The 21,440-nt window shown below is 68.5% G+C and carries 18 protein-coding genes; 4 read left to right on the top strand and 14 right to left on the bottom strand.

All coding sequences use genetic code 11. The annotated features are described in order from the left end of the window. Window positions 1–8: 8 nt before the first annotated feature. The 3 genes from ACS5Q7_RS08170 to ACS5Q7_RS08160 all read right to left on the bottom strand — a co-directional run bounded on the left by ACS5Q7_RS08170 (window position 9) and on the right by ACS5Q7_RS08160 (window position 2,761). On the bottom strand, window positions 9–1,022 hold the full coding sequence (locus tag ACS5Q7_RS08170) for a peptidoglycan -binding protein (RefSeq protein ID WP_478338828.1): 1,014 nt from the start codon (window positions 1,020–1,022) through the stop codon (window positions 9–11). Continuing rightward, complete coding sequence (locus tag ACS5Q7_RS08165; protein WP_478338827.1) at window positions 1,022–2,011, bottom strand: MotA/TolQ/ExbB proton channel family protein; 990 nt, start codon at window positions 2,009–2,011, stop codon at window positions 1,022–1,024. The genes ACS5Q7_RS08170 and ACS5Q7_RS08165 overlap by 1 nt, the downstream gene beginning before the upstream one ends. 81 nt (window positions 2,012–2,092) lie before the next feature. After that, on the bottom strand, window positions 2,093–2,761 hold the full coding sequence (locus ACS5Q7_RS08160; RefSeq protein WP_478338826.1) for a class II aldolase/adducin family protein: 669 nt from the start codon (window positions 2,759–2,761) through the stop codon (window positions 2,093–2,095). Window positions 2,762–2,919: 158 nt separating this feature from the next. Here ACS5Q7_RS08160 and ACS5Q7_RS08155 point away from each other — a divergent pair, with 158 nt between their 5' ends. From ACS5Q7_RS08155 to ACS5Q7_RS08145, 3 genes are all read left to right on the top strand, one after another. Then, window positions 2,920–3,612, top strand: coding sequence for a GntR family transcriptional regulator (locus tag ACS5Q7_RS08155; RefSeq protein WP_478338825.1), 693 nt, complete (start codon window positions 2,920–2,922; stop codon window positions 3,610–3,612). Window positions 3,613–4,110: 498 nt separating this feature from the next. Then, window positions 4,111–5,190, top strand: coding sequence for an HD-GYP domain-containing protein (locus ACS5Q7_RS08150; RefSeq protein ID WP_478338824.1), 1,080 nt, complete (start codon window positions 4,111–4,113; stop codon window positions 5,188–5,190). Between the two features lie 119 nt (window positions 5,191–5,309). Further along, window positions 5,310–5,804: a CAP domain-containing protein gene (locus tag ACS5Q7_RS08145; RefSeq protein ID WP_478338823.1), complete on the top strand. Its 495-nt coding sequence runs from the start codon at window positions 5,310–5,312 to the stop codon at window positions 5,802–5,804. Window positions 5,805–5,978: 174 nt separating this feature from the next. Here ACS5Q7_RS08145 and ACS5Q7_RS08140 read toward each other — a convergent pair whose 3' ends face one another. The 7 genes from ACS5Q7_RS08140 to ACS5Q7_RS08110 all read right to left on the bottom strand — a co-directional run bounded on the left by ACS5Q7_RS08140 (window position 5,979) and on the right by ACS5Q7_RS08110 (window position 14,387). Continuing rightward, complete coding sequence (locus ACS5Q7_RS08140; protein ID WP_478338822.1) at window positions 5,979–6,935, bottom strand: right-handed parallel beta-helix repeat-containing protein; 957 nt, start codon at window positions 6,933–6,935, stop codon at window positions 5,979–5,981. 8 nt (window positions 6,936–6,943) lie between these two features. Beyond that, on the bottom strand, window positions 6,944–8,758 hold the full coding sequence (gene recJ / locus ACS5Q7_RS08135; RefSeq protein ID WP_478338821.1) for a single-stranded-DNA-specific exonuclease RecJ: 1,815 nt from the start codon (window positions 8,756–8,758) through the stop codon (window positions 6,944–6,946). Between the two features lie 390 nt (window positions 8,759–9,148). Beyond that, window positions 9,149–10,549, bottom strand: a complete 1,401-nt coding sequence (locus ACS5Q7_RS08130; protein ID WP_478338820.1) for an NAD(P)(+) transhydrogenase (Re/Si-specific) subunit beta — start codon at window positions 10,547–10,549, stop codon at window positions 9,149–9,151. Between the two features lie 4 nt (window positions 10,550–10,553). Continuing rightward, window positions 10,554–11,012, bottom strand: coding sequence for a proton-translocating transhydrogenase family protein (locus tag ACS5Q7_RS08125; RefSeq protein ID WP_238204817.1), 459 nt, complete (start codon window positions 11,010–11,012; stop codon window positions 10,554–10,556). A 21-nt stretch (window positions 11,013–11,033) separates the two neighbouring features. Further along, complete coding sequence (locus ACS5Q7_RS08120; RefSeq protein ID WP_478338819.1) at window positions 11,034–12,251, bottom strand: Re/Si-specific NAD(P)(+) transhydrogenase subunit alpha; 1,218 nt, start codon at window positions 12,249–12,251, stop codon at window positions 11,034–11,036. A gap of 182 nt (window positions 12,252–12,433) precedes the next feature. Then, window positions 12,434–12,727: an aa3-type cytochrome c oxidase subunit IV gene (locus tag ACS5Q7_RS08115; protein ID WP_478338818.1), complete on the bottom strand. Its 294-nt coding sequence runs from the start codon at window positions 12,725–12,727 to the stop codon at window positions 12,434–12,436. A gap of 175 nt (window positions 12,728–12,902) precedes the next feature. After that, window positions 12,903–14,387, bottom strand: a complete 1,485-nt coding sequence (locus ACS5Q7_RS08110) for a sigma-54-dependent transcriptional regulator (protein WP_478338817.1) — start codon at window positions 14,385–14,387, stop codon at window positions 12,903–12,905. A gap of 288 nt (window positions 14,388–14,675) precedes the next feature. Between ACS5Q7_RS08110 and ACS5Q7_RS08105 the strand changes: the two genes are divergently transcribed. Continuing rightward, window positions 14,676–16,520 carry a M3 family oligoendopeptidase gene (locus tag ACS5Q7_RS08105; RefSeq protein WP_478338967.1) on the top strand — a complete coding sequence of 615 codons (1,845 nt, stop codon included), beginning with the start codon at window positions 14,676–14,678 and terminating at the stop codon, window positions 16,518–16,520. Between the two features lie 186 nt (window positions 16,521–16,706). On the opposite strand, the gene ACS5Q7_RS08100 is transcribed toward ACS5Q7_RS08105, so the two are convergent. The 4 genes from ACS5Q7_RS08100 to pufC all read right to left on the bottom strand — a co-directional run bounded on the left by ACS5Q7_RS08100 (window position 16,707) and on the right by pufC (window position 21,431). Further along, window positions 16,707–16,961, bottom strand: a complete 255-nt coding sequence (locus ACS5Q7_RS08100) for a hypothetical protein (RefSeq protein ID WP_478338816.1) — start codon at window positions 16,959–16,961, stop codon at window positions 16,707–16,709. A gap of 195 nt (window positions 16,962–17,156) precedes the next feature. Continuing rightward, window positions 17,157–19,844 (bottom strand): pyruvate, phosphate dikinase, encoded by a 2,688-nt coding sequence (gene ppdK / locus ACS5Q7_RS08095; protein ID WP_478338815.1) that lies wholly within the window; start codon window positions 19,842–19,844, stop codon window positions 17,157–17,159. Window positions 19,845–20,034: 190 nt separating this feature from the next. Then, window positions 20,035–20,187, bottom strand: coding sequence for a DUF3096 domain-containing protein (locus ACS5Q7_RS08090; protein WP_478338814.1), 153 nt, complete (start codon window positions 20,185–20,187; stop codon window positions 20,035–20,037). Window positions 20,188–20,318: 131 nt separating this feature from the next. Next, on the bottom strand, window positions 20,319–21,431 hold the full coding sequence (gene pufC, locus ACS5Q7_RS08085) for a photosynthetic reaction center cytochrome PufC (protein ID WP_478338813.1): 1,113 nt from the start codon (window positions 21,429–21,431) through the stop codon (window positions 20,319–20,321). Window positions 21,432–21,440 lie beyond the last annotated feature (9 nt).

The following is a 21,440-nucleotide window of genomic DNA, read 5'->3' as shown; positions in this document are numbered from 1 at the left end:
CGCGCCGCCTACCGCTCGGTGAGCTTCAGTTCGATCCGGCGGTTGCGGGCATAGGCCTCGTCCGTCGTCCCCTGGTCGAGGGGTTGGAACTCGCCGAAGGCACCGGCCAGCAGATGTTGCGGCGGGATGCCCTTGCCGGCGAGGTACTGCACCACCGCGATGGCGCGCGACGCCGAGAGCGCCCAATTCGACGGGAATTGCGATGTCGCGATGGGCCGCGCATCCGTGTGGCCATCCACGCGCAACACCCAGGGCAGGTCCGCCGGGATCTGCTTGGCGAGATCGGCGATGGCGGTGGCGATCCGGTCGAGTTCCGGCCCCGCCTCGGGCTTCAGCGTGGCCGAGCCACCGGGGAACAGCACCTCGGATTGCAGCACGAAGCGATCACCCACCACGCGGATATCGGGGCGGCTTCCGAGGATCTGCCGCAGGCGGCCGAAGAAGTCGGAGCGGTAGCGGGCGAGCTCCTGAACCTTCTGGGCAAGGGCGACGTTCAGGCGGCTGCCGAGTTCGGCGATGCGCGCCTGGCTCTCCCGGTCGCGGGTTTCCGAGGCAGCGAGCGCATCCTCCAGCGCCGCGAGTTGCCGCCGCATGGCGGCGATCTGCTCGTTGAGGAGGTCGACCTGCGTCAGCGCCCGCTTGGTGGCGCCGCGCTCGGTTTCCAGTTGCTTGTCGAGCGTGCCGGCCGCGCCCTGGCTCACCGTCGCGGCTTCGGCCTGGGTCTTCGCCTGATCGCGCTCGGCCTGGACGGCGGCGAGCGTCGAGCGCAGATCGCGCAACTCGGCCTCGTCGCCCTGCTTCTTCGAGCGTTCGAGGGCCAGGAGGTCGGTGAGGTCGGCGAGCTGCCGGTTGAGGCGTGCGAGCGTCGCGTCGCGCCCCGTCAATTCCTGCGACAGAAAGAACTGGCCCACCACGAAGACGGTGAGCAGGAACACCACCGACAGCAGCAGGGTCGCCAGGGCATCGACGTAGCCCGGCCACACGTTCAGGCTGCGCCGGTTCCGCGCGACGGTGGACGCCATCAGACGCGCTCCCGGCCCAGCCGATCGAGCACCTGCTTCAGTTCGCGCTCACGGCTTGCCTGCGCCTCCACCCAATCGCGGATCATCTGCTGCTCGGCCCGCATGTGCTGGACGAGACCCTGGATGCCCTCGGCGAGGTTCGTCATGGCGAGCGTCGTCGCGCGGTTGCCGCCGCTCTCGGCCATGATCGCCGCCAGGTGATCGACCGCGTCCTTCAGTTCCTGGGTCGAGGGTCCGGTGCGGGCGGGCGCGGGGGCCGCCGCCATCAGGGTCGGCTCGGTGGCGACGCCCACGGCCATCAGCCAATCCTGCAATTCGTTGTGGAAACGTGCATGCGCCTGCCCCGCTTGCAACTCCAGGAAGCCGGTGATCAGGGACGAGGCGAGACCGAACAGCGACGCGGAGAAGGCGAGGCCGATGCCGGAGAGCGGCACGGCGAGGCCCGATTTCAGTTCATCGAACATCACGCCGGCATCACCGCCGCCGCGCATGCCCTTGATGACGCCGCCCACCGCCGACAGCGTGTCGATGAGGCCCCAGAAGGTGCCGAGGAGGCCGAGCAGGATCAGGATGCCCGCGATGTAGCGCAGCATCTCGCGGCCCTCGTCGAGGCGGGCGGCGATGGTATCGAGCACCATTCCCGTGCCGGGGACGGGGTTGCCGCCGGTGCGGGCGGCGATGGCGCGGGAGAGCGGCTTGAGCAAAAGCGCGGGCTTGCGCGCGGTCTCGCCCGCGGCCGCCGCGTTGACGAAGGCGACCTCCCGCGAGAGCCGCATCACCTGCCCGAAGGCGATGATCACCGCGATGAGCAATACGCCGAGGATCAGACCGTTCAGCCCGGGATTGGCGAGGAAGGCCGGCGTGATCTGCTTGAACAGGATAAAGGCGAGAAATCCGACGAGGGCGAGGAAGATCACCATCCGCGCCAGGTAGATTCCAGGCTTAGAGAGCGGCCTGTACTGGGTATCGCGTGTATCGCGCGCGGCCATCTGTCGGTCTTGCTCATGCAGTCAGGATGCCGGTTTCGGATGCCCGGCGCGTGGGCACTCTGGCGGCATGCCGATGCCCAATCAAGTCGCGCTCTTTGCCCCGGCACCGGAGTTCAACCCGTAGCCCCGGAAGCGCTCCACCGTTTCGGCGATCTCGGCATCCGCCAGAACCTGCGGCGTGCCGAGCTGAAGGGCCACCGCATATTGCTGGCACAGGGTCTCGAGTTCCTGCGCCAGCCACAGGGCACGGCGCAGGTCCGAGCCGGCGGCGATCATGCCGTGGTTGGCGAGCAGGCAACAGGACCGGCCCTCCAGCGCGTCCAGGGCCAGCGTCGACAGGGCTTCCGTTCCGTAGGGCGCGTAGGGCGCGCACCGGACATCCGGCCCCCCGAAGGCCGCGATCATGTAATGCACCGCCGGGATCGCCTTCCCGCAGATGGCGAAGGCGGTGCAGTAGACCGGATGCGCGTGGACCACGGCGCCGATCTCCGGCCGCGCGGCGAGGATGTCGCGATGGAAGCGCCATTCCGAGGAGGGCTTGGTGCCCGGCGGAGACGTGCCGTCGAGCCCCATCGGCACGATCGCCTCGGGCGTGAGGTCGGCCGTGGGCACGCCCGAGGGCGTGATGAGCAGGCCGTCGCCGAAGCGGCAGGACACGTTGCCCGAGGTGCCCCGGTTCAGCCCCAACGCATCGAGTTCCCGCGCGGCCGCGACCACGCCCTCCCGTGCCTGCCTCTCCTGTGCGTCCATTCGGGCCCTCCAGTGCGGGCGCGCCTGCACGAAGTGCTGCGACCCTGCCACGGCCTGTGAAACTTCGTTGAACCGCCTATTCCGGCAGGCGGCTTTGGTCTAGGCCGGATCACGTCGCGCTCAATATGAGACATGACCCTGGGACGGCCGGACGAGGCATGGCGAATTCTGAACCGCTGGGCGTGAAGCCGATCGCCGCCAGTTCGAGCCTTCGAACCCTCGCCTATGAAGCGCTGAAGACAGCGATCACCAACATGGACATCTACGGGCGGCCGGACGAGGTCCGCCTGGACGAGCGCAAGCTCTCGCAGAATCTCGGGGTGAGCCGCACGCCCGTGCGCGAGGCCCTGACCGTGCTGGAACAGGAAGGCTTCGTCCGCTCGGAGGCGCGGCGCGGGGTCTTCGTCATCCGCAAGAGCAAGCGCGAGATCGTCGGGATGATTCAGGCCTGGGCGGCGCTGGAAAGCATGGCCGCCCGGCTCGCCTGCACGCGAGCCAGCGACGCCCAGCTTCAGGATCTGCGGAACGACTTCCCGGAATTCTTCTCCGGCAAGCCGGCCGAGCATATCGACGAGTATTCGGACGCCAACATCCGCTTCCACCAGACCATCATCGGCCTCGGCCATTGCGAGGCGATCACGGAGCTGACCGGAAACCTGCTGGTGCATGTGCGGGCGATCCGGAGCGCCGCGCTCCGCCAGGGCGAACGCGCCGAACGGTCGATCCGCGAGCATGTGGCAATCATCGCCGCCTTGCAGGCGCGTGACGTGGATCTCGCCGAGCGGCTGGTCCGCGAACACGGCCTCGGCCTCGCCAGGCATGTGGACCAGTACGGAGATTACCTCAGCTAGAGCCGCGACCGACCACGTCGAGGCGGCCCCCACTCTCTCCCCTCATCCTGAGGTGCGGCGAAGCCGCCTAGAAGGAGGGCTCCAGGGATCGCGCGGCAGGCTGGAGCCCTCCTTCGAGGCCCGCTGACGCAGGCACCTCAGGATGAGGGGGAAGACTTGGAGAAGGCTGGCTGAACCAAGTGGTTCGGGTGTGGCTCTAGGTTCGGATCTGGATCAGCTGTTAAGGCCGCCGACGTCGCTGAAGGAATCGGCAACTGTTGCGCGCAATAACTGTGAAGGTTCGCGGATTTTTTATAAGCCGCTATAACCCCCGTAATAATCGGCCGTTTTAGAGTTTCACCGCCGGTCGGGAGGAAAGCACGCGTCGGACAGTTCCTCACTGTCATCGCAGCGACATACTTCCCTTTTTCCCGAAGTCGGAAGATGGTTAACGTTTCGATAGGGCGAGACTGCCTATGGTGAGCAACCGGCGGCCTTTTTCTGACTCACGAGGTTCGCGTGTCGTCGTCTCCGGACAGACCGCTTCCTCCGCGGAGTGACGCGCTCGTCCTTCTGGTCTCCGACCGGCCCACCGAACGGGCCGCGCTGGCACGGGCCATCGCGTTCGTCACGGCCTGCCGCGCGCAGGGGCCGAGCGAGCCCGCCCCGCCGGGACGGCCCGTCTTCGCGCTGCTCGACCTCGCCCCTCGTGCCCTGACCGAGTGGATCGCCCGGCTCGACGCCTTCACGCCTGCCATCCCGCGCATCGTCCTCGCGCGCGGCGAAGGCGTGAAGCGTGATGGCAACACCCTCGTCCTGCCGGCCGGCGCCTCGCGGGAGGTGATCCTGTCGAAGGCCTTCGCCCTGATCGAGGCCGCCGGACGCGCGGCGACGGCCCGGGCCCGCCGCCTGAACGAACGGGCACAGGCGGCCAAGAGCATCGTCACCGACCTGTTCGATTGCGCCGCCATCGGCGGCAGTATCGCGCTGTCCGATGTGGACCGGGGCACCGAGATGGTGCTGGCGGCGGTGTCGGAGGCCGGCATCTCGGCTTGGCTCGCGGAATTGTGGCGCTACGACGCGGGGGTCTACGAGCACACGCTGAGCGTCGCGGGGCTTTGCGCCGCGTTCGGCGGGCGCATCGGCCTTTCGCGGGCGGACCTCGCCCGGCTGGCGCGGGCGAGCCTGCTGCACGATGTGGGCAAGGCGCGCATCCCGAAGGAGATCCTCGACAAGCCGGGCCGCCTCGACGCCAACGAATTGCGGCTGATGCGCCGTCATCCGGAGATCGGCGCTTCGCTCCTCATCGCCCAGGGCGGCTTCGACGACGAGATTATCGACGTGGTCCGGCACCACCACGAGCGGCTCGACGGCACCGGGTATCCCGACAAACTCAAGGGCCGGGAGATCACCGACCTCGTTCGCATCGTCGCGATCTGCGACGTGTTCTCCGCGCTGACGGAGCGGCGCGCCTACCGCCAACCGTCGAAGCCTGCGGAAGCGCTCGCCATCATGGTCGACACACCGGGCCATCTCGATCCGGCGCTGTTGGCGGCCTTCGCCCCCTCCATGCTCGCCTGCGAACCCTTCGTGGCCTGACGGGCCGTGGCCCGCGCGCCACGCCCGGCCGGCTCGCGCGTCTGGAAGCGGGGCCTGCCGCGCTTTCGCCGCATCGGGCCGAGAGGGACGCGCATCGCATCGCATCAGCAGTCGAACCCGTGACGCCGACCCGCTTCCTGACCCTCGCCCTCGCCCTGCTGCCGCTGGCCGGCTGCGGCAGCCTGCCCCTCACCGACGAGCCATCCGCGCGCTATCCGACCAAGACCACGGTGCTCGACGAGGTCGCCGCCGCCGCCGCGATCTCGACCTACCGGGTGCAGCACGGCTTGAGTCCGGTCGTGGTCGACCCCGGTCTCGTGAAAGCTGCCGCCTTCCAGGCCGGCAACAATGCCCGGCACGGGCAGCTCAGCCACGATGTCGGCGGCAGCTTCACCTCGCGCATGGGCGCGGCGGGTCTCGCACGGTCCTACGCCGCCGAGAACCTGAGCGCCGGATCGGAAACCTTCGAGCAGGTCTTCGCCCGCTGGAAGAATTCGCCGGAGCACAACAAGAACATGCTGATCCCGCAGATCCGCCGGATCGGCATCGCCCGCGTCGACGCGCCGGATACTCGCTACAAGCGGTTCTGGGCACTGGTGATGGCGGGCAGCTAGTTCGGTTTCGACTTGACTGGGATCACTCGCTCAACCGTCTTTGCGAGCGACAGCGAAGCAATCCAGGGCTGCGGGACTTGACCGAACGTAGCGGATCCCTGGATTGCTTCGCTCCGCTCGCAAAGACGGGGAACACGGTGTGAGCCGAGTTCCCCCGAGAATGCTGTAGCCCGCTCACTCGACCCGGTTTGGCTCCACGATGTTGCCGGTGCCGTTGTCGCGGTTGTCGATGCTGCTGCCGAACGGATAGCCCGAATCCGCCCAGCAATGGATGTCCCACCCATTGCGGGAATTCACGACGATCGGCGCAGCGAAGAAGCCCGCTCCGCTGAAGGTGTTGCCGGTAACGACGTTATCGGACGGGGTCTGATGCCGCACCGTGCCGCCCTCCCCGCAGTTCCGGTAAAGGCGCACCCCGCCCTCCCCGTGCAGGGCGAAGCGGTTGCCGGTGATCCGGTTGCGGGCCGAACCATCGACCGCGACGATCTCGCGGCCGGTGCGGATGTCGAAGATATTGTCCGCGATCACGTTGTCCGCGCTCTCGGCATCGAGATAGACCGCCGTCGCGGATGACGTGCCGGTGATCGTCGAGCCGCGCAGGGTGAAGCCCGTCACCCCCGGCCCGAGATAGACCGGAATGCGCCCGAAGGCGGTGATCGTCGCGTCGAGGATGCTCACTCGGGTCGGTGCGGCGGCCTGAGCCCGCTCGGTATGGCCGAGGCTGTGGGACGAGTCGCGCACCCGCTCGCCCTGCCCGTTCATGCCCATGCCCCAGATGCGGACATGGCCGAGGATGGCGCAGCCCCGGAGGGTGATGCCCTCCGGCCGGTCCCAGCGGGAGGAGCCCGGCGCGGGCGGCCAAGATCGGATCTCCACCGCGAAGTCGAGGAGGCCGGTGCCCGCCTCCCCCGGCCCGATGGCACCGCCGTCGCACGCGACGGTGACGCCTGAGGCCGCCGATCCTTCGAGGAGCAGGCGCTTCGTCACCCGCTCCCCCGGGCCGAGGCGCAGGGAGCAGGTGAGGTTCGCCACGTCGTCCCCCGGCCGGCGGGGGGCGAGGATGCGGGCGCGGGTCGCAGCGTCGCAATCCGGCGCCGGACGCACGAGGGCGGGGGGCGGGCTCAAATCCACGGGAGGGGTCAATCCGCTGGAGCGAGATCGACGATGCGGAGCTGCGCCCGCTCGGCGCCGCGCCACTGGTCGCGCGAGAGCGTCCCCACGACGTGGACCTCGCGGCCGATGCTGTCGAGGATCGCCCGGCCGAGGGGGCGCTCGGCGGCGCGGAAGCAGATGGCGCCCACCGCCTGCCCGTCGCGGCTGCGCAGCCGCGCGCGGACATGGCCCGTCCCGACGATGCCGGCATCCACGATCCGGTGCCGCGCCAGGGCGAAGAGCGGCTCCGGTGCGCCCTGCCCGAACGGACCCGCCCGCTGGAGCAGCCGCACGGTCTCGGCCGTGGCGCCCCCGGCGCTGAGGGTGCCGTCGATGAGCAGGGCGTCCGCCGCGCGGGCCTTCTCCACCGCCGCCCCGAGATGGGTCGAGAGATGCCGGCCGAAGGCGCCGATCGCATCGCCGTCGAGGGTGACGCCCGCCGCCATGGCGTGACCGCCGCCCTTGCGTGCGGTGCCGGCCTCGACGCAGGCGCGCACCGCCTGCCCCAGATCGACCCCCGGCACCGAGCGCCCGGACCCCGTGGCGCTGCCGTCCGGCCGGATCGCGAAGGCGAAGGCCGGCCGGCCGAACCGCTCCTTGAGCCGCGCCGCGACGAGGCCGACGATGCCGGGGTGCCACTCGCTCTTGCCGATGACGAGGACCGGCAGGGTCGGATCCTCGGTGAGCGCCTTGTCCATCTCGGCCTCGGCCTCCGCGACGGCCTGCGCTTCGATGGCCTGACGCTCGCGGTTCAGCCGGTCGAGATCGACGGCGATCCGCGCCGCCTCGGCCGCATCGCGGGTGGAAAGCAGCCGTGCGCCGAGCCCGGCATCGCCGATCCGGCCGCCCGCGTTGATGCGCGGCCCGAGCACAAAGCCGAGATGCCACGCCTCCGGCGGCTCCGACAGCGACGACGCATCGAGCAGCGCCGCGAGGCCGGTGCGCCCGCGATGGCGCATCACCGACAGGCCCTGCACCACAAAGGCGCGGTTCAGATCGCGCAGGGGCACCACGTCGGCCACCGTGGCCAGGGCCACGAGGTCGAGGCAATCGGTGAGGCACGGCTCCGGCCGCTCGGGCGTGAAGTAGCCCTCGATCCGCAAGATGCGGTTCAGGGCCACGAGGGTGAGGAACACCACCCCCGCCGCGCAGAGATGGCCGAGGCCGGACAGGTCGTCCTGCCGGTTAGGATTCACCACCGCATGGACCTGCGGCAAGATCTCCGAGGCGGCGTGGTGATCGAGGACGATCACGTCGAGGCCGTTGCGCGCCGCCTGTTCCAGGGGTCCGTGGCCGCTCGTGCCGCAATCGACGCAGACGAGCACCCGCGCGCCCTCGGCGGCCAGCGCCGCGATGGCGCCCTCGTTCGGGCCGTAACCCTCCGCGATCCGGTCGGGGATGTGGACGGGCACGGTCAGCCCGAGGCCGCGCAGGTATTCCGCCAGCATCGCCGCGCTCGCCGCGCCGTCCACGTCGTAATCGCCGAACACCGCGACGCGCTCGCCCTCGCGCACGGCGCGGGCGAGGCGGCGCACCGCCGGCTGCATGTCGAGGATGGTGTCGGGGTCCGGCATCAGGTCGCGCAGGCGCGGAGCCAGGAAGGCGTCGGCCGCGTCGGGGCGCACGCCGCGCCCGGCCAGCACACGAGCCAGCAGTTCCGGCAGGCCGTGGGCCTGCACCATGCGCGCGATGGCGAGATCGCTGTCGAGGCCCGCGCAGCGTGTCGCCCAGCGCCGCCCCGTGACGGAGCAGTCGACGCCGAGGAGGGAGGCGGGTTCGATCAGGGCTGAGGCGGCAGACACGGACGCATCCTACACCGCCAGGGGAGGCAATGCTGTGGCATCGCCGCATGGGCGGGAAAAAGGGCGGAAGTCCGATGCGGCATCGGTGCAAAACGCATCGTTCCGACCTGCCCCCTCTCCCCGCTTGTGGGGAGAGGGCCGCGACGACCCCGTCGTCGGCGCGGCGAGGCGGCAGCCGAAGGTGAGGGGGGCTACCGGATGAGTCTCATCCGGTGAGCCCCCTCACCGCCGCTCCGGCTGCGCCTTCGCTTCCCACGGACACGACAAGGTGTCCGTGGGCCTCTCCCCGCAGGCGGGGAGAGGGGAAGCAGGCCCTGCTCCATAAGAAAAAGGCGGAGGGCCCGAAGCCCCCCGCCCTCGCCGCGATACGTCCTCGCGAAGCCGCTGCGATCAGAACGCCTTGAGGATCTGGTCCACCACCTTCTTGGCGTCGCCGAACAGCATCATCGTGTTGTCGCGGAAGAACACCTCGTTCTCCACGCCGGCGTAGCCCGAGCCCATGCCGCGCTTGATGAAGAGCACGGTCTTGGCTTTCTCCACGTCGAGGATCGGCATGCCGTAGATCGGCGAGGCCTTGTCCGTCTTGGCGGCCGGGTTGGTGACGTCGTTGGCGCCGATCACGAAGGCGACGTCCGCCTGCGGGAACTCGCCGTTGATGTCTTCCAACTCGAACACCTCGTCGTAGGGCACGTTCGCCTCGGCGAGCAGCACGTTCATGTGGCCCGGCATCCGGCCCGCCACCGGGTGGATGGCGTATTTCACGTCGACGCCTTCCTTCTTCAGCATGTCGGCCATCTCGCGCAGGCTGTGCTGCGCCTGGGCGACCGCCATGCCGTAGCCGGGGACGATGATGACGCGCTCGGCATTCTTCATGATGTAGGCTGCGTCGTCCGACGAGCCCTGCTTCACGGGGCGCGTCTCGACCTGCCCACCGCCGGCCGCCGCGGCGGAATCACCGCCGAACCCGCCGAGGATGACCGAGATGAACGAGCGGTTCATCGCGTGGCACATGATGTACGACAGGATCGCGCCCGAGGAGCCGACCAGAGAGCCCGTGATGATGAGCGCGAGGTTGCCCAGGGTGAAGCCGATGCCGGCCGCCGCCCAACCCGAGTAGGAGTTGAGCATCGACACGACGACGGGCATGTCGGCGCCGCCGATCGGGATGATGATCAGGCCGCCGAGCACCAGCGAGGCGAGGATGATCAGCCAGAAGATGGCCTTCGACTCGGTGCCGATGAACAGGGCGATCAGCAGCACGAGGCCGGCGGCGAGCAGCGCGTTGATGAGGTGGCGCTGCGGCAGCATGATCGGCTTGCCGGACATGCGGCCGTCGAGCTTCGCGAAGGCGATGACCGAGCCGGTGAAGGTGATGGCGCCGATGGCGACACCGAGGCCCATTTCGAACAGCGACTGCTTGTGGAAGTGGCCGTTCTCGATAATGCCGAAGGCCTGCGGGGCGTAGAGGGCGCCCGCCGCCACGAACACCGCCGCGAGGCCGACCAGCGAGTGGAAGGCCGCGACGAGCTGCGGCATGGCGGTCATCGGCACGCGCTTGGCGATCACCGCACCCGCGCCGCCGCCGATGCCGAGACCGAGCAGCACGAGGAACCACGCGCCGATCCCGGCCGGCGGGTGGCCGACCAGGGTGGTCAGGATGGCCAGCCCCATGCCGACCATGCCGTACATGTTGCCCTGGCGGGAGGTGGTCGGGTGCGAGAGCCCCCGCAGCGCCATGATGAACAGGACGCCGGCGACGATGTAGAGGAGTGAGGAGACGTTCTCGGACACCGGCTCAGCCCTTCTTCTTGTACATGCCGAGCATGCGCTGCGTGACGAGGAAGCCCCCGAAGATGTTCACGCTGGCGAGCACGATGCCGATGAAGCCGAAGAAGCGGGCGACGCCCGTGCCCTTCTCGATGAGCGGCACGCCCACGGCGAGGAGCGCGCCGACGATGATCACCGACGAGATCGCGTTGGTGACCGACATGAGCGGCGTGTGGAGCGCCGGGGTCACCGACCATACGACGTAGTAGCCGACGAAGATCGCCAGCACGAAGATCGCGAGCCGGAAGACGGTGGGATCGACCGCGCCGCCGGTGGCGGCGGCCACGCCGTGGCCCATGCCGTCGGCGATGACCTGCGCCTGATCGGCGGCGTTACGGGCGACGGCGGCGGCGGCGCGGGCCGCATCGGCCAGGACGCGGGCCTGATCGGCCGCCTGGTCGGGAGGAACGACGACAACGTTTGCCATGACAGGAATCCCCTCGACGGATCAGGCGGCGCCGGCAGCCGGGGACTTGCCCGGCTCGGACTTGGCCAAACCGACCGCGCCGGCCTCGGAGGCGGCGCCGTCGGTCTTCGGCTGGAAGGAGGCGTGGACGACGGACCCGTCGCGGGTGAGATTGGTGGCCTTCACCAGCTCGTCGTCCCACTTGATCGCCAGAGCCTTGGACTCCTTGTCGACCAGGGTCTCGATGAAGGCGTAGAGGTTGCGCGCGTAGAGGCTCGACGCCGTGGCGGCGAGGCGTCCCGGCACGTTAAGGTGGCCGACGATCTTCACGCCCTTGTCGGTGACGACGACCTCGCCCGGCTTCGCGCCGACGACGTTGCCGCCGCGCTCCACCGCGAGGTCCACCAGCACCGAGCCCGGCTTCATCGAGGCCACCATCTCCTCGGAGACGAGCTTCGGCGCCGGGCGGCCCGGGATGAGGGCCGTGGTGATGACGATGTCCTGCTTGGCGATGTGGCCCTTCACCAGCTCGGCCTGCTTCTTCTGGTACTCGGCCGACATCTCCTTGGCGTAGCCGCCAGCCGTCTCGGCCTGCTTGAACTCGTCGTCCTCGACGGCGACGAACTTCGCGCCGAGGGATTCGACCTGTTCCTTGGTGGCGGGGCGGACGTCGGTGGCGGTCACGACCGCGCCCATGCGGCGGGCGGTGGCGATGGCCTGAAGGCCGGCGACGCCGACGCCCATCACGAAGACGCGGGCCGCCGGGACGGTGCCCGCCGCCGTCATCATCATCGGCATGGCGCGGCCGTATTCCGAGGCGCCGTCCACAACGGCGCGGTAGCCGGCGAGGTTCGCCTGCGAGGACAGCACGTCCATCACCTGCGCGCGGGTGATGCGGGGCATCAGCTCCATGGCGAAGGCGTCGACGCCCGCGTCAGCCATGTCCTTCAGGGCCGCCTCGTTGCCGTAGGGGTCCATGATGGCGACGACGGTGGCGCCGCGCTTGAGGTTGGGAAGCTCGTCCTTGGCGGGACGGCGGACCTTCAGGATCAGGTCGGCGTCACGGGCAGCCTCTCCGGCGCTCGATGCGACGGTGGCGCCGGCGGCTTCGTACTCGCTGTCGAGGATGCCGGCACGGGTGCCCGCGCCGGACTGAACGACGACATCGGCGCCGAGCGCCTTGAATTTCTTCACCGTCTCCGGCACCGCCGCGACCCGCGGTTCCGCGGAGTCCGTTTCGGACAGCACAGCGATGCGCATGCGTCGACCCTCAGACATAAGCATGTGATTCCCCGAATGCGCCAAGCTCGGCAACATTTCGAGAGATCACGTCAGGTTGCGATAGGAGTTTCGAAGCGGATGTAACTCGACGGCAAGCCTGCCGCCGAGTGATCCCGCAAGACCGACCGGCCCCCGGTTCGACCGGGCCGCTCGGCGCGACCTCAGGCGAACGCGAGGTAGAGAGCAAGAAGCACGCCGACCACGAGCGGAGCCCGCCAGCCGATGGCCGGGGCGAGCGCGCCGACGGCGCCGGCCGCACCCGAGGCGATCACGCCGACGATGGCAAGCATCCACGCCTCGCGGACACCGCCCACGGCCAAGGCGAGGACCCAGCAGAGCACGACGCCGGTGCCGATTTCCACGAAGCGGACAAAGCCGCGATAGGTCTGCTCGTGAGTGGACCCATCCATTGCCGGGCTATAGGCGTGCCCCGACACGGTTTGACTCTCGGCCATCTGAAGCGGATCCCTTGGGCGCAACTGTTTTTTCGTTGTTAGCTTATCTAGCCCACGGGCTCAATCGTCGCAATTGCCCGAAGACCCGTCAAAGAGGGCCTTCGACAGGACCTTTCCCAGACCAAAGTGCGGTTGCCTCGGAGCGATTTTGCTCCGCGTGAACGATTCGAACGGCTCACGCCGCGTCGTCGGCCTTCTCTTCGCCTTCGAGGCCGAGATCCTTCAGCTTGCGGTAGAGGGTCGAGCGGCCGATCCCGAGCCGCCGGGACACCTCGGACATCCGCCCCCGGTAGAATTGCAGGGCGAAGCGGATGATGTCCGCCTCCAGGGTCTCCATCGTCTTGATCTCGCCGGTCTCCTCCGTGACCAGCGACAGGGCGTGCGGGTCGCGCACCTCCACCCGCACGATCTCGCGCACCGGCTCCGGCGCGTAGGCCGGCATCACCGGCTGGTTCGGCGCCGGGGGAATGCGGACGTCGAAGCCCTCGACCTGCGCCGCGATCTGCGGGAATTCGGCCAGCGTGAGTTCGTCGCCATCCGCCAGCACCACAGCGCGGAACAGGGCGTTTTCCAACTGTCGGACGTTGCCGGGCCAGGGATAGCGGGTGAGCAGCGCCATCGCCTCCTGGCTGATGCCCCGGACGCGCTTGCCTTCCTCGGCGGCAAAGCGCGCACAGAATGAGCGCGCCAGCTCGGCCACGTCCTCGCGCCGTGCCCGCAGGGGAGGCAGCGTCATCGGGAACACGTTCAGCCGGTAGAACAGATCCTCGCGGAACTTGCCCTGCTTCACGAGGTCGAGGAGCGAGCGGTTGGTGGCCGAGATGAGCCGGATATCCACCCGCACCGAGCGCTTGCCGCCCACGGGATCGACCTCGCCCTCCTGGAGGGCGCGCAGGAGCTTCACCTGCGCGTCGAGGGGCAACTCGCCGATCTCGTCCAGGAACAGCGTCCCGCCCGAAGCCTCCACGAACTTGCCGGCATGCTTCTCGGTGGCGCCCGTGAAGGCGCCCTTCTCGTGCCCGAACAGGGTCGATTCCACGAGGTTCTCGGGGATCGCACCGCAATTCACGGTCACAAACGGCTTGCCCTTGCGGTCGCCCGATCCCTGGATCGCGCGGGCCAGCACTTCCTTGCCGACGCCCGATTCGCCTTCGATCAGAACGGGAATCGTGGATTTGGCCGCGCGCTCGGCCAGGCGGATCACCCGCTCCATGTCCGGGCTGCGGGACGCGAGGTCCTTGAAGGTCAGCGCCCCCGAGGCCCGGCGGCGCATCCGGCGGACTTCCTCTTCGAGGTGATCCACCCGGAGGGCGTTCTTGATCGAGACCTGAAGCCGCTCGGCCCCCGCCGGCTTCACCACGAAATCCACCGCGCCCGCCCGCATGGCGTTCACGACGGCGTCGATGGAGCCGTTCGAGGTCTGCACGATGACCGGCGTGTCGAGGCCGGTGCGGCGCATCTCGGCCAGCACGCCGAGACCGTCGAGGCCCGGCATCACCATGTCGAGGAGAACCACATCGGCGCCCTCGGCCCGCAGCATGGCGAGGCCGTCCATGCCGCTCTCGGCCACGCGCGCCTCGAAACCGAACCGGCGGACCGCGGCCTCGGTCAGGCGGCGCTGCACGGGATCGTCGTCGACGATGAGGACGGCGGTCGACATGGCGGCACCCTTGAGGCCGCACCAACCGGGTCCGCGCCAAGTCTCCGGCGCGCATCCGATTCGGCGGCTGTTTCGTTTCGAGCCGTACCCTCGCCCAGATCCGTAAAGTCGCACTTAACGACGTTTTGTCTTCCCGGCGGATGACGCCTAGGAGCATGACATTGAGGCTTGCGTTGAACCGCAGCGGGCTTCGCTCGATATCCCCCCTGAGCGCACGCTGCCTTCAACGCGCCCCCGAGGACTGAAAATCCGATGAGAGTGAGCCCCGCCGCCCCGCTGCCCGCCGCGATGGCAGAAGGAGCCGACGCCGCCCGCGCCGCCGCGAAGGCGGCCGATCTCGGCCAGATCCTCGGCCCGCTGCCCGAATGGGACCTGACCGATCTCTATGCCGGCCTGGACGATCCGAACTTTTCCACCGACCTCACCCGTGCCGAGGAGGAGTGCCGCCAGTTCAGCGATGACTACGCCGGCAAGATCGTCGGTCTCGCCACCGGGCCGGATGCTCCCTCGCGTCTCGCCGAAGCCGTCGCCGCCTACGAGCGGATCGAGGATCTTCTCGGCAAGCTGATGTCCTATGCCGGGCTCGTCTATTCCAGCGACACCACGGACGAAACCCGCGCCAAGTTCTACGGCGACACCCGCGAACGCCTGACCAACGCCTCCGGCGACCTGCTATTCTTCGGCCTGGAACTGAACCGCGTGGACGACGCGACCATGGACGCGGCCAAGACGCAGGCGCCGCTCGCGCGCTATGCCCCATGGATCGACGACCTCCGCCGGGAAAAGCCGTTCCAGCTCGAGGACCGGATCGAGAAGCTGTTCCTCGAAAAGTCGGTGACGGCCAATGCCGCCTGGGACCGCCTGTTCGACGAGACCATCGCCGGCCTGCGCTTCACCGTGCAGGGCGAGCGCCTGTCCCTGGAGCCGACCCTCAACAAGCTGCAGGACCCTGACGGGACCGTCCGCAAGGAGGCCGCCGGAGCGATCAGCGAGGTGCTGCGCACGAACCTGCGCGTGTTCACGCTCATCACCAACACGCTGGCCAAGGACAAGGAGATCTCCGACCGCTGGCGCGGCTTCCGGGACGTGGCCGACGCCCGCCATCTCTCCAACCGGGTCGAGCCCGAGGTCGTGGCAGCGCTGGTCGATGCCGTGCAGGCGGCCTATCCGCGCCTGTCGCACCGCTATTACAAGCTGAAGGCGAAGTGGTTCGGGCAGGAGACCCTGCCCTATTGGGATCGCAACGCGCCCCTGCCGAAGGTCGATCAGCGCACGATCCCCTGGACCGAGGCCCGCGACACGGTGCTGACCGCCTACGAGGCGTTCTCACCAGACATGGCCGGCATCGCCAAGCGCTTCTTCGACCGCAACTGGATCGACGCGCCGACCCGGCCGGGCAAGGCGCCGGGCGCCTTCGCGCACCCGACCGTGCCCTCCGTGCACCCCTACGTGCTGGTGAACTACCAGGGCAAGCCGCGGGACGTGATGACGCTGGCCCACGAACTCGGGCACGGGGTACATCAGGTGCTGGCCGGCCCGAACGGCGCCCTCATGGCGCCGACCCCGCTGACGCTCGCCGAGACGGCCAGCGTGTTCGGCGAGATGCTGACCTTCCGCAAGCTCCTCGCCGCGACCCAGAACACGACCCAGCGCCGGGCGATGCTCGCGGCGAAGGTCGAGGACATGATCAACACGGTGGTGCGCCAGATCGCGTTCTACCTGTTCGAGCGGAAGGTCCACCTCGCCCGCGCCAAGGGCGAATTGACCACCGAGCAGATCAACGCCCTGTGGCTCTCGGTGCAGGCGGAATCCCTCGGCCCGGCGATCACGCTGGATGCGGGCTACGAGCCCTTCTGGGCCTACATCCCGCACTTCATCCACTCGCCGTTCTACGTCTACGCCTATGCGTTCGGTGATTGCCTCGTGAACTCGCTTTATGGGGTCTACCAGACCTCCGGCGACGGCTTCGCGGAGCGCTACATGGCGCTGCTGGCGGCCGGCGGCGCGAAGCCCTACGGCGAATTGCTGGCGCCGTTCGGGCTCGATGCGCGCGACCCCGGCTTCTGGCAGGTCGGCCTCGGGATGATCGAGGGCATGATCGCCGAGCTGGAAGCGATGGAAGGCCAGGACTAACGGGGCGACGGGGGGCGCGGGCGGCAGGTCCGTCGCTCCCCTCCCCTGTTCTCCGCGCTTCCCCCATCCGCGCCGTCATTGCGAGCGCAGCGAAGCAATCCAGGGCAGCGGTCCATCCGAGGACGTAGCGGCTCCCTGGATTGCTTCGCTTTGCTCGCAATGACGGCTGTGACTGTGCCGGGCCCTTCAGCGCAAAGGCTTCGCCAGGTTCACGGCCAGGGCAGAAACCAGCGTGAGGGCGTAGCCGTCCTCCCGCGTATCGGTGATGCGCTCGGCCTCGCCGCCGCTGTTGGCAGCGACCGACATGGTCAGCATCAAGCCGGTGACGATGGCGCCGAGTCCGGCGGAGAGCGCCAAATAGGCGCGCACGGCGGCGCGCGGAACGATGGTCTCGGCGGCGCAGGGGCCAAGGACCAGCGGGGACGTTCTGCTGTCGCTCATGGGGGCTAGCTTCACCCGCGACGCCATCGGCCGGACGATCCGGCGACGCTCTTGCGGACGTCACGGCTCGCTAGCATGCAACGTGCCGTAACGGCAGAGGTTCAACTGCGGCGATCACCAGTTGCGTACTTTTTTACACCGCGCAGTTTGCCGCGCGTGTCGCGGCGCCCCTGAACGGGGCGCCGCAACGGATTCTCAACCCTCGCCTGCGTGGGCCTTGCCCAAGGCCGCCTGGGCGGCGGCGAGGCGGGCGATCGGCACGCGATAGGGCGAGCACGACACGTAATCGAGCCCGACCTCCTGGCAGAAGCCGATGGAGGCGGGATCGCCGCCATGCTCGCCGCAGATGCCGAGCTTGATGCCCGGGCGGGTCGCCCGGCCGCGCTCGCAGCCGATCCGCACCAACTCGCCCACGCCTTCCTGGTCGATGGTGATGAACGGATCCGCCGGCAGGATGCCCTTCTGGGTGTAGGGCCCGAGGAAGGTCGCCGCGTCGTCGCGGGAGATGCCGAGCGCCGTCTGGGTCAGGTCGTTCGTGCCGAAGGAGAAGAACTCCGCCGTCTCGGCGATCTGGCCCGCCATCAGAGCGGCGCGGGGCAGCTCGATCATCGTGCCGACCTGATAGTCGAGCTTGGCCAACTTCTCCTGCTCGACGGCCTTCGCCGTGGCGTCGATGCGGGCCTTCACGAGGTCGAACTCGGCGCGGGTGAAGACCAGCGGCACCATCACCTCCGACGTCACCGGCTTGCCGGTCTCCTCGGCGGCCTGGATGGCGGCCTCGAAGATGGCGCGGGCCTGCATCTCGGCGATCTCCGGGAAGGCGATGGCGAGGCGGCAGCCGCGGAAGCCGAGCATCGGGTTATGTTCGGAGAGTTCGCGCATCCGGTGGCGGATCTTGTCCTCCGAGACCCCCGTCGCCTTCACGACCTCCGCCACCTCCTGATCGGTGTGCGGCAGGAACTCGTGCAGCGGCGGATCGAGCAGGCGGATCGTCACCGGCAGGCCGGACATGATCTTGAACAGCTCGATGAAGTCCTGCCGCTGGTAGGGCAGGATCTTCGCGAGCGCCGCCTTACGGCCCTCGGAATCGTCGGCCAGGATCATCTCGCGGACGGCGATGATCCGGTCCCCCTCGAAGAACATGTGCTCGGTGCGGCAGAGGCCGATGCCCTCGGCGCCGAAGTTGCGCGCGGTACGGGCGTCGGTGGGCGTGTCGGCGTTGGTGCGCACCTTCATGGTGCGGATGCCGTCGGCCCATTCCATGAGCGTCGCGAAGTCGCCGGAGAGCTCCGGCTCCAGCATCGCCACCTCGCCGAGGATCACCTGGCCGGTCGAGCCGTCGATAGTGATCTTGTCGCCCGCCTTCAGCATCTGGCCGCCGACGGTCATCGTCTGGGCCTTGTAGTCGATGCGGATCGTGCCGACGCCGGAGACGCAGGGCTTGCCCATGCCGCGCGCCACCACCGCCGCGTGGCTGGTCATGCCGCCGCGCGTGGTGAGAATGCCCTCGGCGGCGTGCATGCCGTGGATGTCCTCGGGCGAGGTCTCGACGCGCACGAGGATGCACTTCCGCTCGGCCTTGCGATGCGCCTCGGCATCCTCCGAGTTGAACACGATCTCGCCCGTGGCGGCGCCCGGCGAGGCCGGCAGGCCGGTGGCGATCACCTTGCGCTCGGCCTTCGGGTCGATGGTCGGGTGCAGCAGCTGGTCGAGGGCGGAGGGCTCGACGCGGCCGATGGCTTCCTCACGGGAGATCAGCCCCTCGGCCGCCAGATCCACGGCGATGCGCAGGGCCGCCTTGGCGGTGCGCTTGCCGTTGCGGGTCTGGAGCATCCAGAGCTTCCCCTTCTCGATGGTGAACTCCATGTCCTGCATGTCGCGGTAATGGCCTTCCAGGATCCCGTAGATCCGGGTCAGCTCCGCGAAGCTTTCGGGCATGGCCTTCTCCATCGAAGGCTTGTCGCTGCCGGCCTCTGTCCTGGCCTTCTCGGTGATGTTCTGCGGGGTGCGGATGCCCGCCACCACGTCCTCGCCCTGGGCGTTGATGAGGAACTCGCCGTAGAGAGCGCTCTCGCCGGTGGACGGGTTGCGGGTGAAGGCCACGCCGGTCGCCGACGTGTCACCCATGTTGCCGAACACCATCGCCTGCACGTTGACGGCGGTGCCCCAGCTCTCGGGGATGTTGTTCAGCTCGCGGTACTTTTTCGCGCGCGGAATCATCCACGAATTGAACACGGCGCCGATGGCGCCCCAGAGCTGGTCGTCGGCGCCCTGCGGGAAGTCGGAGCCGTGCTCCTTGCGCACGATCTCCTTGTAGGTCTTGATCAGGGTCTTCCAGTCCTCGGCGCCGAGTTCGGTGTCGAGTTCGAAGCCCTTCGTTTCCTTGTACTGTTCCAGCGCCTCCTCGAAGGCGTGGTGCTCCACGTCGAGAACGACGTTCGAGTACATCGTGATGAAGCGGCGGTAGGAATCGTAGGCGAAGCGCTCGTCGTCGGCTTCCTTGGCGAGCGCCGTCACGGTCTCGTCGTTGAGGCCGAGGTTCAGCACCGTGTCCATCATGCCGGGCATGGAAGCGCGGGCGCCGGAGCGGACCGAGACGAGGAGCGGGGCCTTCGCATCGCCGAAGGCACGGCCGGTGAGCTTGCCGACCTGCGCCAGGGCGGCGGTGACCTGATCCTTCAGTTCCGGCGGATAGCTCTTCCCGTGGTCGTAGTAATACGTACAGACCTCGGTGGTGATGGTGAAGCCGGGGGGCACCGGCAGGCCGAGATTCGACATCTCCGCCAGATTCGCGCCCTTGCCGCCCAGCAGATCGCGCATCTGCGATTTGCCTTCGGCCTTGCCGTCACCGAAGGCGTAGACCCACTTCGCGTCGCCAGCCATCTCTATACCGCTCGTCGCTCGCCGTTGGGCCGTGAAAGCCCTTCACGGCGGGGTGAACCATTCGGCACCGCAACGCAAGATGAACGCGCAGCGGGTCACGTCAGGCTTCTGTGACGAAATCGGAACCTTGAAGTCCATTCCCTGAAAGGTGGGGGGAGACGGCCCCTGGAGGCGCCGCGTCCGGCCCGACTCAGGACAGGCCGCGGAACAGGCCAAGCCCGATGACGCCGACCGCGATGAGATAGATCGCCACGATGTAATTCAGCAGGCGCGGCATCACGAGGATCAGGATGCCGGCCACGATGGCGATGATCGGCTGCAGGTGCGAGATCGTGATGGTCATGATCAACCCTCCGGTGAAGCTCGGCCGTCTCCGAGAGACGTCGTGCAGCGGCGACGGGTTCCGCAGTGCAAAACAGAAAAAGGAGGGCACCGCCCTCCTTCATCCTCACCATCAGCGACGTCATCCCGCCTCTACATCGGCGGCTTCACCGCCGGCGTCGTGGTCCCCGGGATCGGGTCCTTGGCCTCGCCGGTGGGCAGGCTCACCTGAGTCGTCGGGTGGGCGAGTTCCGGGTAGGGCTCGATCACCTTGGCGCCGTTCAGCGGCTTGTTCGCGCCGTTGTGGCAAGTGGCGCAGCTGATCTTGGCGACGTCGTTGGTCGGCCCGAGGCGCGCCTCGGGGAACGTCGTGGTCAGCGGGTGCATGAAGTCCTGGTTCAGCTCGCGAACCATGTGCACGCCGTACCACGCCTGGACCCGGTTCGGGGTGCTGGTCTCCCATTGCGCCACCGAGCGGGTGTTGTGGCAGAAGGTGCAATTCACCCCCAGCGCCTGGGACATCGTGATCATGATCGCGAAGGTGCGCTCCGCGTCCTGGATCGGCTTGCTCTTCGATTCGGGCAGGGCCGTCGTCGCGTTCACCCGCACGAAGGATTCCGGCAGGTCCTTCTTGGCGTAATACTCGTCGAAAACGGCGTAGGGCAGCGAGGTCAGGCCGACATTGGCCGAGGCGCGGTTCTGGCCGTTGTTGCGCGGGATGAACTTGGCGCCGGCCGAGGGCGGGGGCGTGTCGAACCAGACGTTGGCCGGCACGGGATTGCCCCGGTGGCAGGTGTAGCAGGTCACACCCGCCTCGTGGACGTGCTTCTCCTTCCACGTCGAGTTGATGTACTGGGTCATCTGCAACATGCGGCGGGCGACGCGCTTCTGGTAGAGCTCGTCGGAGGCCATGTTCTCGGTGCTGTGGCAGTAGGTGCAGCCCTGCTGCGGCGCGACCCATTCCGTGATCGACACCATCACCCGGTTGAACTGCTCGGCGGAGAGATCGCCCAGCACCTGCACGTTCTCGTAGACGGCCGACGCCTTGTCGCCGGAGGCGTCGGCGGGGTCGGCCGGAGCCGGTGCCCGGTTGGCGTCGGCCAGTTCCTCGTTGCCCGCCCTCGTGCGGATGAGGTCCATGCCGGTGCCGCGGAAGCCGGTCTGCTTGTTGGCCATCGGGGGGTGGGTCCAGCCCGCCCCGCCGAACATCGCGATGGTGAGGAAGAGGGCCAGGGCGGCCCCCGCCACGGAGAGAACGGTTTTCATGGCGCCCTC

The sequence above is a fragment of the Methylobacterium sp. Gmos3 genome, assembly GCF_056430985.1.
Note: the sequence above shows the minus strand (reverse complement) of the source record. Positions and strands in the feature narration are given on the sequence as shown.

Bases quoted from the DNA above. Each gene is read 5' to 3' on its own strand.
- ppdK (WP_478338815.1), bottom strand. From the start codon at position 19,844: ATGGCTGGCGACGCGAAGTGGGTCTACGCCTTCGGTGACGGCAAGGCC.
- ACS5Q7_RS08120 (WP_478338819.1), bottom strand. From the start codon at position 12,251: ATGCGCATCGCTGTGCTGTCCGAAACGGACTCCGCGGAACCGCGGGTC.
- ACS5Q7_RS08125 (WP_238204817.1), bottom strand. From the start codon at position 11,012: ATGGCAAACGTTGTCGTCGTTCCTCCCGACCAGGCGGCCGATCAGGCC.
- pufC (WP_478338813.1), bottom strand. From the start codon at position 21,431: ATGAAAACCGTTCTCTCCGTGGCGGGGGCCGCCCTGGCCCTCTTCCTC.
- ACS5Q7_RS08160 (WP_478338826.1), bottom strand. From the start codon at position 2,761: ATGGACGCACAGGAGAGGCAGGCACGGGAGGGCGTGGTCGCGGCCGCG.
- ACS5Q7_RS08170 (WP_478338828.1), bottom strand. From the start codon at position 1,022: ATGGCGTCCACCGTCGCGCGGAACCGGCGCAGCCTGAACGTGTGGCCG.
- ACS5Q7_RS08090 (WP_478338814.1), bottom strand. From the start codon at position 20,187: ATGACCATCACGATCTCGCACCTGCAGCCGATCATCGCCATCGTGGCC.
- ACS5Q7_RS08165 (WP_478338827.1), bottom strand. From the start codon at position 2,011: ATGGCCGCGCGCGATACACGCGATACCCAGTACAGGCCGCTCTCTAAG.
- ACS5Q7_RS08115 (WP_478338818.1), bottom strand. From the start codon at position 12,727: ATGGCCGAGAGTCAAACCGTGTCGGGGCACGCCTATAGCCCGGCAATG.
- ACS5Q7_RS08110 (WP_478338817.1), bottom strand. From the start codon at position 14,387: ATGTCGACCGCCGTCCTCATCGTCGACGACGATCCCGTGCAGCGCCGC.
- ACS5Q7_RS08100 (WP_478338816.1), bottom strand. From the start codon at position 16,961: ATGAGCGACAGCAGAACGTCCCCGCTGGTCCTTGGCCCCTGCGCCGCC.
- ACS5Q7_RS08155 (WP_478338825.1), top strand. From the start codon at position 2,920: ATGGCGAATTCTGAACCGCTGGGCGTGAAGCCGATCGCCGCCAGTTCG.
- ACS5Q7_RS08105 (WP_478338967.1), top strand. From the start codon at position 14,676: ATGGCAGAAGGAGCCGACGCCGCCCGCGCCGCCGCGAAGGCGGCCGAT.